This window comes from Aquitalea sp. S1-19 (genome assembly GCF_024343515.1).
The window spans coordinates 1-12535 of record NZ_RJTZ01000033.1; the positions used below are offsets into that span (position 1 = coordinate 1).

General features: G+C 58.7%; 12 protein-coding genes. 1 reads left to right on the forward strand and 11 read right to left on the reverse strand.

Features of this window, described 5'->3' with window-relative positions; translation table 11 throughout:
* The 6 genes from EGI20_RS06975 to EGI20_RS07000 form a co-directional block, all read right to left on the reverse strand.
* Positions 1–787 (reverse strand): PhoX family protein (locus EGI20_RS06975; RefSeq protein WP_498630774.1); only part of this gene is annotated, 787 nt, incomplete at its 3' end.
* Positions 788–952: 165 nt separating this feature from the next.
* Entirely contained in the window at positions 953–1732 is a 780-nt protein-coding gene (locus tag EGI20_RS06980) for an SPOR domain-containing protein (protein WP_498630776.1), read from the reverse strand.
* Positions 1729–2445, reverse strand: coding sequence for a type III pantothenate kinase (locus tag EGI20_RS06985; protein WP_498630778.1), 717 nt, complete (start codon positions 2443–2445; stop codon positions 1729–1731). The genes EGI20_RS06980 and EGI20_RS06985 overlap by 4 nt, the downstream gene beginning before the upstream one ends.
* Positions 2442–3407, reverse strand: a complete 966-nt coding sequence (locus EGI20_RS06990) for a biotin--[acetyl-CoA-carboxylase] ligase (protein ID WP_498630780.1) — start codon at positions 3405–3407, stop codon at positions 2442–2444. The genes EGI20_RS06985 and EGI20_RS06990 overlap by 4 nt, the downstream gene beginning before the upstream one ends.
* Positions 3404–3904, reverse strand: coding sequence for a D-glycero-beta-D-manno-heptose 1-phosphate adenylyltransferase (rfaE2, locus tag EGI20_RS06995; RefSeq protein ID WP_498630782.1), 501 nt, complete (start codon positions 3902–3904; stop codon positions 3404–3406). The genes EGI20_RS06990 and rfaE2 overlap by 4 nt, the downstream gene beginning before the upstream one ends.
* Entirely contained in the window at positions 3879–4742 is an 864-nt protein-coding gene (locus EGI20_RS07000) for a ferritin-like domain-containing protein (RefSeq protein ID WP_498630784.1), read from the reverse strand. Before EGI20_RS07000 ends, rfaE2 begins: the two co-directional genes overlap by 26 nt.
* 163 nt (positions 4743–4905) lie before the next feature.
* Between EGI20_RS07000 and pssA the strand changes: the two genes are divergently transcribed.
* Positions 4906–6255 carry a CDP-diacylglycerol--serine O-phosphatidyltransferase gene (gene pssA / locus EGI20_RS07005; RefSeq protein WP_498630786.1) on the forward strand — a complete coding sequence of 450 codons (1350 nt, stop codon included), beginning with the start codon at positions 4906–4908 and terminating at the stop codon, positions 6253–6255.
* A 1084-nt stretch (positions 6256–7339) separates the two neighbouring features.
* Here the strand turns inward: pssA and EGI20_RS07010 are convergent.
* The 5 genes from EGI20_RS07010 to EGI20_RS07030 form a co-directional block, all read right to left on the reverse strand.
* Entirely contained in the window at positions 7340–7993 is a 654-nt protein-coding gene (locus EGI20_RS07010; RefSeq protein WP_498630788.1) for a response regulator, read from the reverse strand.
* A gap of 20 nt (positions 7994–8013) precedes the next feature.
* Entirely contained in the window at positions 8014–9852 is a 1839-nt protein-coding gene (locus EGI20_RS07015; RefSeq protein ID WP_498630790.1) for a type IV pili methyl-accepting chemotaxis transducer N-terminal domain-containing protein, read from the reverse strand.
* 177 nt (positions 9853–10029) lie between these two features.
* On the reverse strand, positions 10030–10683 hold the full coding sequence (locus EGI20_RS07020) for a carbonic anhydrase (protein ID WP_498630792.1): 654 nt from the start codon (positions 10681–10683) through the stop codon (positions 10030–10032).
* Between the two features lie 9 nt (positions 10684–10692).
* Entirely contained in the window at positions 10693–11685 is a 993-nt protein-coding gene (gene moaA / locus EGI20_RS07025; protein ID WP_498630794.1) for a GTP 3',8-cyclase MoaA, read from the reverse strand.
* Positions 11686–11754: 69 nt separating this feature from the next.
* Positions 11755–12501: a peptidylprolyl isomerase gene (locus EGI20_RS07030; RefSeq protein ID WP_498630796.1), complete on the reverse strand. Its 747-nt coding sequence runs from the start codon at positions 12499–12501 to the stop codon at positions 11755–11757.
* Positions 12502–12535: the final 34 nt, after the last annotated feature.

Genomic DNA, 12535 nt, shown 5'->3' on the forward strand with positions numbered 1-12535 from the left:
CGAAGTAGCCGTCGAAGTTTTCCTCGCAGGTCAGATAGGTGCCCCACGGCGTCTTACCGTTGGCGCAGTTATTGAAGGTGCCAAGGATCTCGACCCCCTTGGGGTCGGCCTCGGTCTGCATCAGAGCATGGCCGCGCGCCGGGCCACCGATCGCGATCGGCGTATTGGCGGTGATGCGGCGTGCGTACTTCGACGGACGCACCACGCGCCAGCCGCGCCCCTTGCCGGCATCCTCCACCTCGATCACCGATACCCCCACCGCCGCCTGTGCCTTTTTGACCTTGTCGCCGCTCCAGGTTTTCATGCCATCGCTGTGCAGCAGGCCGTCGTCGGTGTATTCATGGTTGATCGCCAGCAGGCCATGCTTGGCAGCCTGCGAGCCCTGCGGCAGCGGGAAGAACGCCATGCCGTCATGGTGCATGCCGGCCTGTACTTCCTGCTCGGCGGCGCTATTGGACGCATCCGGCTTGAACGCAGGGCTCATGCCCTTGATTCCGACCTGGTCGCCCCATGCATACAGCACGTCAGCTACATAGCCTTGCGGCACTACGACCCTATCCTCCACCGAGAACGGCACCGGTGCAAAGCCCAAGACCGCCGGCTTCTCCGACATGGGCGCGGCCTGAACCAGCGCCGGCAATAAACCGGCTACGCCGGCAGCACCACCGGCCTGCAGCACGCTGCGCCGTGACAGGCGTGCATCCAGTACGGCGGAAAACGCCGGGTTGCCCGATTCATTACTGCACTCTTCCACTCCGTGATGCTTGATCTTGTAGCTGTCGCTCATGAATGACTCCGTTGGGTTCTACCGCGAGGCCGGTCGATAAGGACAACCATAAGTCACTACTGTGACAGCAGGATCAAAAAAATATGACATTAATATGAAACGGGCGTGTAACGGAAAGAGAGCAAGGCAGGTGTCGGGAGCGGGCGCTCCCGACGGGCAGGTCGCTTAGTTACAGTTGAAAGGCTGGACCACGATGCCGGGCAGCAGGCGCTGCTGCACCGCCTTGAGTTTGTCCACCTGCTCCGGTGTCAGCGCACGCAGGCTCACCGTGGTTTTCTTGCTGCGCGCTCCGCGCGCATCGATCTGTGCCTTGTCAAAGCCCAGGTCCTTCAGACGCTTGACCAGGGCCTTGGCGCCCTCTTCCTTGGCAAACAGGCCCAATGACAGGTAACCGCGAAACGGGCCCTCATTGCGCACGATATAGCTATCCAGCCCCTTGGCCTTGAGCTCGGCGATCAGGGTCAGCGTCTCGGACTGGGTCGCCAGCGGCGGGTAATACACCCAGGCCTTGCCGCCGGCCTGCTTGTCCTCGCGCACGCTGTCCGACACCTGAGCCGCCGGCAGGCGCAAAGTGGTAATACCGCCACGGGCACGCGCCAGCTGGCTGTCGTTCAACTCGCCCCAACGATAACACTGCTTGACCACCTCGACCTTGGCGACAGGCAACTCGGCACGCGGTGCAACCGCAGCCGGCGCACTGGCTACCGGCTTGACCGGCACAGGTGCGGGTATGGAGGCAAGCGGCACGCTGGCTTCGGTCAGCCCCTGTTCCACACTCGGGGCGCTGGCGGCCACGCGAGCCGGATAGCCATGATCCAGCAGCCGGCTGATCAGCTGCGGGCTGACCTCGCGCGCGCCAAAGTCATCTTGCGGCGCCTTCTGCAAGGCAATCAGCCCCGCTACCAGCAAATTGAGTGTCACTACGGCTGCAAAAAACCACTTCATGAGGTGCTCGCCATACGGAGAAGTCCAAGAATCACCAGATTATCCACGATACGCACCGGTGCCGCGAGGTGAGGCAGCAAACGCGGCGCATCGCCACCGGTCAAAAGCACCGTAGCCGCAGGACGCCCGCTGTGCGCCGCCAGGCGCGCACGCATGCGCTCGATGGCACCGGCTTGTGCATCCAGCACGCCGCTGGCAATGGCGTCTTCCGTGCCCCGCGGAAAAGCGCTATGCACGCCCGCCGGCCTGTCTAGCTGTGCGGTGCCGCGTGCCAGACTATGCAGCATCAGCTGCTGGCCGGGCAGAATCAGCCCACCCAGATAATCTCCTTCGGCCGATAGCGCTTCCACCGTCAAGGCCGTGCCGGCGCAGGCCACCACCACATCGCCGTCCACCAAAGAGCGTGCCGCCAGTACCGCCAGCCAGCGATCGGCCCCCTGCTCGGCCACATTGCGGTAATGATTGCTGACACCACCTGCCGCACGCTGGGCTGAAACCCAGACAAGCGGCACCGGGCTGATGGCATCGACAGCGGCACGCAACTCGGGGCTTGCCACCGAGGCCGCCCAACCGGCGCTAATCGGCCAGCGCGGCCAGATATCGGCGAGGGTAGCGATATCGTCATGCGCAACCGCCCCCTGCGCCATACAATCCAGACCCTGATACACCGCCCATTTCAGCCGGGTATTGCCGATATCGATCAATAGCTTCATGGCCGCGGCCTCAGGCTGACTTCGCCCACATGGAACAGCTGCTCGCCGGACGCAGTTTGCACCCGCAAGGCACCACTGTCGTCCACCCCCAATGCCACGCCATCAACCGGTGCATGGTGGCTGAACGACAAGCGCACCGGCGCTTGATTGTGCGCGGCATAAGATGACCATTCATCGCGCAGCACAGCAAAGCCGCCGCGCTCGAATTCGACCAGAACCTGCTGCAACTCGTTGAGCAAGGCCGCCAGCACCGTATTGCGGCTAAGCTGTAAGCCGGCATCGGCAAGGCTGGCCACCGGCTGGTCAACTTCGCCCGGGTCGGCCACATTCAAGCCGATGCCGATGACCACGGCCGCCGGCCCCTGCGCATCGCCGGATAACTCGATCAGGGTGCCTGCCAGCTTCTTGCCATCCAGCAGCACATCATTCGGCCACTTCAGCATCACCGGTGCACCCAAGCCGCGCAAGGCGCGCACCATGGCAACGCCGACCGCCAGTGACAGGCCGGCCAGGGCCGCCAGGCCGCGCTCGAAGCGCCACAACAGCGAGAAAGTCAGGCCGGCGCCCAGCTTCATCTGCCAGCGCCGTCCCAGACGGCCGCGCCCGGCGCTTTGGGCCTCGGCCGCCAGCAGCAAGCCCTGCGGCGCCCCTGCGGCCGCCCGCGTCATAAGCTGGGTATTGGTGGAATCGGTGCGCTCGACCAGCGCCAGGGTCAGGCTGTCGCCCGCCGCTTCGGACAGGCCGGTACGAATCTGCGCCACATCCAGCCAGTCAAAAGGGCTTGCCAGTTGATAGCCGCGCCCGCGCACCGAAAACACGGTCAGGCCGAAATCCTGCTCGATGGCATGCACCGCCTGCCACACCAGGGTACGCGAACAGCCCAGTTGTTGCGCCATCGCTTCGCCCGACTGAAAGCCGCCGGCAGACAACAGGCGCAAGACGGCAAAGGCGTGATCGCTCACGCCTTGCCCTCGCTTGCGCGGATCTTGTTCAGGGTGGCCGTAGTCGAGGTGGAAAACAGGAAGGGAATGGAATGCACTTCGCCGCCACGTGCCAGCGTTTCGGCTGAGCCGACAATCTTGTCTACGCTCCAGTCGCCGCCCTTGACCAGCACTTCGGGCTGGACTTCGGCAATCAGCGCGGCCGGCGTATCGCTATCGAACCAGGTCACCAGGCTCACGCTTTCCAGCGCCGCCAGCACGGCGGCGCGGTTGGCCTCGTTATTGATCGGTCTGTCGTCGCCCTTGCCCTGGCGTTTGACCGAGGCGTCGGTATTCAGGCCGACCACCAGACTGGCACCCAGCGCGCGCGCCTGTGCCAGATAGGTTACATGGCCGCGATGCAGGATATCGAAACAGCCGTTGGTAAACACCACCGGGCGCGGCAAGGCCGCCAGACGCTTGGCCAGCGCCTCGGGCGGGCAGACTTTGGCTTCAAATTGCGGGGTCGGGTAGGACATGGGTTTCCTTCACACTTGCCGCGAGCGCCTTGCGGTAGCGATTCAATTGCAGAATCGTTTCCAGCGGCTGCTCGAACAGATTGGACAAGTTGCGAAGGATACCACCCACCACCCGTGCCTCCCAAGACTCGTCAAAGTGGATCTGCTGTGTCAGCCAGGCTTCCAGCCAGTCCGGGTCAGGCAAACGGCTTTGTATGGTGTCATTGGGGAAAAGTGCTGCATTGACGTGCAAATTGGTGGGGTGCAGCGGTTTGGCCGAGCGACCGGAAGAAGCCATCAGCAGACCGATCTTGGCAAACGCCGCCCGTGCCACATCACCATGCTGCGCAATCGCCTTCTTCATGTATTTGAGGTAGCAGCCACCATGGCGCGCCTCGTCCTGGCTCAGATGCTTGTAAATAGCCTTGATCACCGGCTCGGTGTGCCACTCGGATGCACAGCGATACCATTGGGTCAGGCGTACCTCGCCGCAGAAGTGCAGCATCAGCGTTTCCAGTGGCGGTGCCGGGTCAAACTCGAAGCGCACTGCATGCAGTTCGGCCTCGGTCGGGCAATATTCCGGGCGGAAGCGGCGCAGATACTCCATCAGCGCCAGCGCATGCTTCTGCTCCTCATAGAACCAGACCGACATAAAGGCGGAGAAATCCGAATCGTGGCGGTTATCGCGCAAAAACATCTCGGTGGCCGGCAAGGCCGACCACTCGGTAATCGCATTCATCTTGATAGTCTGAGCCTGCTCGTCGGACAACAGGCTGCCATCAAAGGTGTCCCATGGAATATCGGCTTCCATGGTCCAGCGTGCTTTTTCCAATTGTGTATAGAGTTCCGGGTAAAGCATCGCCTTCTCCTTGCAAATAGACTATTTGCCTATTGTATTGCCAGCGGCATCTATAGAGCAAAGACTTCATACCGTCTCTAGTTTGACCGAACCCATGGGAGAAGGCGCCGCTTGATGCTAACATCAGACATTCCGATTCATCCGCGTGTTTTGGCGCCTCATCATGCTTTTCAACGATCCACGCAGCTACATCCATGCGCTGCCGCGCTTTGCGCTGGCGGCCGAAGACATCATTACGCTGACCGACACCGCCGCGTTTCGTGAAACCCTGCTGGCACATATCGCCAAGGCACAGCACCGCATCTATCTGACCGCTCTTTATCTGCAACACGATGAAGGCGGGGCCATGATTCTGGACGCGCTCTATGCCGCCCGTGCCCGCAACCCGGCACTGGAAATCGCCGTACTGGTTGACTGGCACCGGGCCCAGCGCGGGCTGATAGGCAAAGGCAAAACCGACGGCAATGCAGCCTGGTATCAGGAAGAAGCCGCTAAACACCCGGGCCAGGAGGTCGCGGTATATGGCGTACCGGTGCAAACGCGCGAACTGTTCGGCGTGCTGCATCTCAAGGGATTTATTGTCGACGACACCGTGATCTATAGCGGCGCCAGCCTCAATAATGTCTATCTGCATGTCGGTGAGCGTTATCGCTATGACCGCTATCACCTGATTACCAACCGTGGGCTTGCCGACAGCATGGTTGCCCTGCTGAAAGACACCATACTTGCCAGTCCGGCGGTACACCGTCTGGATCAGCCCAATCCGCCCGCGACCAAGAGCATACGCGGCGATATCCGCGCCCTGCGCGAACGGCTCAGCAACAGCCATTACCAAAGCCAGGTACAGGATCAGGCCGCACCAGGCTCGCTAGGCATCACCCCATTATTGGGGGTAGGCAAGCGCAATCCACTCAACCGCCTGATCCAGAAGCTGATGGCCAGCACCCGCAGCCATCTGGTGATCTGCACGCCCTATTTCAACCTGCCGCGCCCGCTGATGCGTGAAATACGCCAACTACTGGCGCGCGGAGTGCGCGTCGACATTATCGTCGGCGACAAGACCGCCAACGACTTCTTTATCCCGCCTAGCGAACCATTCAAGGTCATAGGCGCACTGCCCTATCTGTATGAAGCCAACCTGCGCCGCTTTGCTCAGGCACAACAGGCCGATATCGATGCCGGCAGACTGAATCTGCTGTTGTGGAATGACCCGGGACACAGCTACCACCTCAAGGGCCTGTGGGTAGATCAGGAGTTCATGCTGATTACCGGCAATAATCTCAATCCACGCGCTTTTAGTCTGGATCTGGAAAATGGCCTGCTGCTTCATGATCCGCAGCAGCAATTAGCCGCGCAAAAAGAGCAGGAACTGGCCGCTATCCATGCCAATACCAGCCGGATCAATCATTATCTGGATTTGGAAACCGTAGACCATTATCCGGAGCCGGTACGTAAACTGCTGACCCGTATGAACCGGGTCAGGGCCGACCGGTTGGTATCAAGATTGCTGTAAATAAATTCAGGCGGAAAACGGTAGGCTGTATCCATTTGATTAACAGCCTGCCGCTTAACAGCGCAGAACGTGAAAAAGCCCTGATTTCATCAAGAAATCAGGGCTTTTTCTATTATGGGGTGGATAATGGGGATCCACTGACATGATGCTGAAACCCAGTATTTCCAAGGGTTACACAGGTTTGCTACACATGTATTGTGTAGCATGCTGCGTAGCAATTTTCAAGCTCAACAAACCATGTACAAGTGCATCACCAACACACGACCATCCGTTTTGACCGATGGCCCATTCGTACAAGAACGTCAGTTCTTCGGCCAAAGCAGACTTTCATGTTCGAGGCATCAATGTCTGTTTGCAGTTGCATTGCAGACGCTAACGTTTGAAATCACCGGCGGTGCGCGGCTTCATCGCGTAGCGTCCGGTGGATTGATGGGTTAGCGCACAGGCTCACGGCTGCTGTGTCTCGAAGATGAGTTTGAGACACAGCAAAGACATGATTACCCCAGCCGCGCGATCAAGCCATGCTTTCGATGCAAGATAGTGGGCGCGGGGCGAAGGGGCGGATAGCACAAGCGCTACCACTGAAACCAGATGGTCTCTATTGCGAAGATCATGATCGGCAGCGCGACCAGAACAAACGGTGGAACTTTGCTTGGCAACAATGAAGCGAAGATGCTCGCATACACGACAGCAGTTTTGGGGTTGCTCACCTGAGTGGCAAGGCCAAGCAAAAACGAGCGCCAAGGCTGCGTGGGGCGATCTTGAAGAGGTGTGTTTTCAAGCACCAGGGTTGTCTAGGGCTTTGTTGCATAACTCCCACAACCTGACCGTGTCCGGTAGTATTCGGGCATGAGCCGGCTCAGGAAGGGGGCGTCCATTCCATTAACAAAGCCATGCAAAAATGTAAAGAATGGAGGCGGTATGGCGCTGTCGGTCAAACGGATCAAAGGTAGCAATGGGGAGCGACACACGCTCCTAGTCGACGAGAGGGGGTTACCGTTCTTGCGCAGCCCATCGAGGCGGTCGGGTCACTTAGCGGCTGGGCAGGTGCCCGCGCCCTTTCCAGCCTTAAAGCGCACTTCCCTTAACCCAGGCCGTGTCCAACGCCGTATACCGCGACCTGCACCCGGCTGGAGAGCCCCAGTTTTTTTAATATATTCTGCACATGGATCTTGACCGTACTTTCGGCCACACCCAGATGGCGGGCAATTTCCTTATTGCTTTCTCCACGCACCAAGCATTGCACGATTTCGCACTCGCGCGGTGTCAGCTTGTCATGTTCGGCAGCAACAGTCGGCAACGGCGTGGTACGTGGTTGAGTGCGAAACTGCGCCACCAGTTTGGCGGTCATATCGGCGGCAATGACCGACTTGCCCGCCGCCACATCACGAATCGCCGCACTCAAGGTGTCGGCCTCGATATTCTTCAGCAAGTAACCGCGCGCGCCATCGCGCAAGGCCTGCGCCAGCTCATCGGCCTCTTCCGACACGGTCAGAATCAGGATCGCGACCTCGGGCAGGTCCTGCACCAAAAGCTGCAAGGTATCCAGCCCGGACAAGCCCGGCATGTTCAAGTCCAGCAAGATCACATCCGGATGCAAGGCCTTGGCGCGCTTGATGCCCTCGACCCCGTCTGCTGCCTCGCCCACGACTTCAAAGTCGTTTTGCCTTTGCAATAGCAAGCGTATACCCGAGCGGAACAGGGTGTGGTCATCAATCAGTAATATGCGGATAGTCATCTTTGGAATCTTTATTATTTTCACGCGGCTTGACGCACCGACTGTGGTAGCTGCAGCAATAAGCTGCTGCCCTCCCCCCGTACCGATTCCAGCGTCAGGTTGGCATTAAGCCTATGAGCCCGCTCCTGTATAATGTGCAGGCCGATATGGCCTTCGGCGCGGGATGCGACCTCGACCGGATCGTAACCTTCGCCATTATCCCTGATCTGCAACACAAAGTCAGATCCATTTAGCATCGTAATTTCGACTTTGCTTGCACCCGCATGCTTGCGCACATTGGATAAAGCCTCCTGCAAAATAAACAGGACCTGCAACTGTTGCTCGGGTGGCAATGGCGCGCCGCCTTGCTCATGCACATTCAGCACCACCTCGGCGCTACACTGGCGGCGAAAACGTGCAACGGTGTCTTCAATGCCACTCAGCAGCTCGCCGGGGCCCAACTTGCTGCGGAAATTCAGCAATAGTTCGCGTACATCCTGATAGCTTTCTTCCACGCCGGTCTTTAATAGCGGCACAATTTCACGCACCTCCGCCATATCATCGGCCCGGGCAGCCAAGTCCAGCATCTGTACTTGCAAATTCAGAAAATTCAGGCCCTGGGCAATACTATCGTGCAAGCCTTGAGCGACCAGCGAGCGCTCTTCCACCACGGCCAGCTGTCGCGCCTTGGCACTCAGACGCCGGTTGAGCAGGGCGGCTCCCAGCCTTTGGCCCAAGGTGCGCAGTAATTGGCTATCCGCCGAACCAATGTCGCGCGGAGCATGGAAATGCAAGGCAAACGTACCCAAAACCTGATCGGCCGCGATAATTTGAAACGCGGCCAGTGCAGCAAAGCCTTCCTTGCTGCAGCGATAGCCATCGGCACGCGGGCGCTGACGAAAATCCCTGATCAGTACCACGCCGCTCTGGCTAGCTTGTCCGCATAAACAGTCGTGCACCTTGGTACAGTTTTCCTGCGCCACCAGAGCATCGGAGAGACCTTCAGACACCATCAGGTGCAGCTTATCGCTAAGACCATCCAGTACGCGCAGGCTGCCGCCTTCGGCACTTAACAGCGCCATGACCCGCTGCAAAAAGCCGCGGCACAAGGTCTCGATATCACCTTCCTGATTGAGAAATGCCTCGGTTTCATACAGGGCAGCCAACTCGCGGTTTTGCGCAGCCAACTGTGCTGTTTTATCCTGCACCCTGGCTTCAAGATCGCGATACAAGCCTTCCAGTTCATCCGCCATCTGGTTAAAACCACCCGCCAACATACCAAACTCGTCCCGGCTTTCAATCGGCAAGCGTACGCCAAACTCGTGGCGGGCCATTTTTTGCAGGCCCTGCTGCAAACGTAGTACCGGCAAGATAATCCACAAATACAGCAGGTAAATCATCGCCAGTGTACCGGTACATGCCACTAGCACCAGGACGCCTTGCGACAGGCGCAGCCAGTCGTTTTTACGCTCATTGTTCTGCTCGACCAGCAGTACAAGTTGATTGGCATGGCGGATAAACTCGGGCAAGGCCTGCAAATATGGTTGGCTACTGCCAGTTTGCAGCGAAATAGCCGCCGCAGGCTTAAGCACGGTTTGCCAATAGCGCAGGACCTGAGTCATCTGCTGCTGCACAAGACCCTCTGATGGTAAAAACAAGGGGCGTGCCGGATTACCCGTTACCAGTTGCGCCAGCGTTAGATCCTGCCGCTCAAGCTCTGCATCTACCCTTGCTCGATGGGTGGCAAGGCTTGGCGCCGGCTTTTGCAATTCCACCGCCACGCGGGTTGCCCGCATTCGCAGGCTACCCGCGTCATTGATCGCTGCCGCCGCGCCTTCAAGCTGCCATGACAGCCATAAAGTGCCGGAAATCATCGCCATGATCAGCACTAAAGCGGCGATAGAACTGAAAACAATACGGGTAGAAAGGCGTTGAGACAACGCAGGGGACGAGGCGGTCAAGTTTGGGTCAGAAGTTGTCATGGCACGCGAAAGTGGGAAAAATCGATATCATATTTTCAATATGTATGCAGCAAGACAGGCGCAGCCGGCAAACTGTCAACGGACATCAAGCGGACAAACCAGCGGCAAAAAAGCATCCGAGCGCGGCGAATAAGCCAGCAAAGCCCCCGCATCCAGATCAAAATACCAGCCGTGCAAGCTCAAATGCCCACTTTCCATGGCGCGCTTGACCCAGGGGAAGCTCTGCAGGTTTTTCAGCGACACCAAAATGGCGGCCAACTCGCAGGCACGGCGCTTATCGGCATCACTGGCATCAGGCATCGCCGCCTCAACCCGCACCCGGGCCGGCTCGGCAATGCCGACCCAGTTACCGATAAAGTCGTCTTCGGCATCCGGCGCAAAACGCTGCTCCAACAAGGCCTTGATACCACCGCACTGGCCATGTCCCAGTACAATGATACGCGACACTTTAAGCTGGTCTACAGCAAACTGAATTGCGGCAGACACGCCGTGATGGCTACGGCCCGAAGTACGAGGCGGCACCAAATTTGCCACATTACGGATGGTAAAAATATCGCCTGGATCACAGCCTAAAAGCTGAGCCGGATCGACACGCGAGTCGCAACACCCCACCAGCAAGGTACTGGGATGCTGGCCCTGTTTCAGGCTCTGATACAAACCGGGCGTATTGTCGAAATAGTGTTGCTGGAAACGGGAAAAACCATCGATAAATCGTTCGATATCGTGCATAACCCTGCCTTAACCGCCTGTTTGCGACATAAAGCGCACGATTTTATCCGGCGTCTCGTTAAAATGATGGCGCTCGGGCTTGGCGGCGATCGCCGCATGAATAGCAGCCAACAGCTCATTGTCGCTCGCGCCCTCACGCAGCAGACTGCCTAGCGCCACGCTATCGTTCTGTCCCAGACACAGGTAAAGCGTTCCATCCACGCCCAGACGCACCCGATTGCAGGCCGTGCAAAAATGGCGCGACATCGGCGTAATCACGCCGAAACTCATACCGCCATCGACGCTGGCCCAGTAACGGGCCGGCCCGGCCCCCTGCCCCAACACCTGTGGGATCAGCTGGTATTGTTGTGCAATGCGCTCGCCCAAGGCCGTTACATCGATGTAAGCCGCCTGGCGTCCGGTGTCGCCTATGGGCATGGTCTCGATTAGCCTGAGCACAAAGCTGTGTTTCAAGGCAAAAACCAACAGCTGTTCAATCTCGGCCTCGTTCACCCCGGCCTGCACCACCGCATTGAGTTTAACCGGCGCAAAGCCGGCCGCCCGCGCCGCCAGCAGCCCCTCCAGCACTTGGGGCAGACAGTCGCGCCCGGTAATCTGGGCAAAACGTGCCGCATCCAGCGTATCCAGACTGACATTGAGTCTTGTCACGCCGGCCTCTTTCAGCGCATGCGCATGGCGGGCAAGCTGGGTGGCATTGGTCGACAAAGACAGGTCTCGCAGCCCCGGCAAAGCGGCGATGCGCACAGCCAAGTCCGTCAGATTGCGTCGTAATAAGGGCTCACCACCAGTCAGGCGCACTTTGGAGACGCCAAGACCGACAAATAGGCCAATCAGACGCGCCATCTCCTCGTGCGAGAGCCAGTGCGCCGGCTCCTCGAACCCTTTAAAGCCTTTGGGCAGACAGTAAGTACAGCGCAGATCGCAACGATCAGTCACCGAAACGCGTAAATAATCAATGCGGCGGCCAAAGCGATCGGCCAGCACGGCTTGAGATGATGACATAGCTATTCCTTAAAAACCGATCTCGCAGCCGTTCAGACAAGGACGGCCAGCAATGCCCGCGCCGTCACACTATTGCAGTAGCGGCGAATCAGCACCGTGCAATTCGATGCCGCTTATCTTGGCCTGTCCAACCAGATATTTAAGATATTGGCGCGTAGCCATATCGCGCGTACTCGCCGATAGGACTTCGGCAATTTGCTCTTGCACCATGCCAAACGGCAACAGGCGCCCTGGTTCTTTGTGCATGACGCGTACAATATGCAGGCCAAAGCGTGTGGACAGCAGATGCGGAGAAATGGTGCCTTCCGCCAGCGCAAAGACCACACGCTCAAATTCAGGCACGGTCTCGCCGCGGGCAAGCGGCCCCAAGCTACCGCCAAGCGCACCGGATGGGCAGTTTGAATAGGCCCGCGCCTTGTCGGCAAAACAATCAGGGTCGGCCCGGACTTCGGCCAGTACCCCCTCGGCCAGCGTAGTGAGTGCATCCAGCGTCACCTGCGGCGTGACCTGAAACAGAATGTGATCGGCTTCAACCAGCTCACCGACAGTAAAACGTGCCGGATGTTGTTCATAATGACGACGGCAGGCCGCACTATCCGGCTGCGGCACCTTGACTTGAGTTTCCAGCAAGGTGTCGATCGCCGCATCGGCGGTGCTTGCGTTAACACCGGCCGATGCGGCTGCGTCCAATAGCACGCGTTGCAACACCCACGCCACTGTTGCGGCTTGCAACGGATTGGCACTGTCCTGATAGTCTGGCAGCATGGCCTCGATTTCGGCGTCAGTCAGCTCATGTGCATTCACGGTAATGGGCATCAACATTCCCTTCGAAAACCAGATAGGGCAGACC

Bases quoted from the DNA above. Each gene is read 5' to 3' on its own strand.
- EGI20_RS06980 (WP_498630776.1), bottom strand. From the start codon at position 1,732: ATGAAGTGGTTTTTTGCAGCCGTAGTGACACTCAATTTGCTGGTAGCG.
- EGI20_RS06985 (WP_498630778.1), bottom strand. From the start codon at position 2,445: ATGAAGCTATTGATCGATATCGGCAATACCCGGCTGAAATGGGCGGTG.
- rfaE2 (WP_498630782.1), bottom strand. From the start codon at position 3,904: ATGTCCTACCCGACCCCGCAATTTGAAGCCAAAGTCTGCCCGCCCGAG.
- EGI20_RS07000 (WP_498630784.1), bottom strand. From the start codon at position 4,742: ATGCTTTACCCGGAACTCTATACACAATTGGAAAAAGCACGCTGGACC.
- pssA (WP_498630786.1), top strand. From the start codon at position 4,906: ATGCTTTTCAACGATCCACGCAGCTACATCCATGCGCTGCCGCGCTTT.
- EGI20_RS07010 (WP_498630788.1), bottom strand. From the start codon at position 7,993: ATGACTATCCGCATATTACTGATTGATGACCACACCCTGTTCCGCTCG.
- EGI20_RS07015 (WP_498630790.1), bottom strand. From the start codon at position 9,852: ATGGCGATGATTTCCGGCACTTTATGGCTGTCATGGCAGCTTGAAGGC.
- EGI20_RS07020 (WP_498630792.1), bottom strand. From the start codon at position 10,683: ATGCACGATATCGAACGATTTATCGATGGTTTTTCCCGTTTCCAGCAA.
- moaA (WP_498630794.1), bottom strand. From the start codon at position 11,685: ATGTCATCATCTCAAGCCGTGCTGGCCGATCGCTTTGGCCGCCGCATT.
- EGI20_RS07030 (WP_498630796.1), bottom strand. From the start codon at position 12,501: ATGCCCATTACCGTGAATGCACATGAGCTGACTGACGCCGAAATCGAG.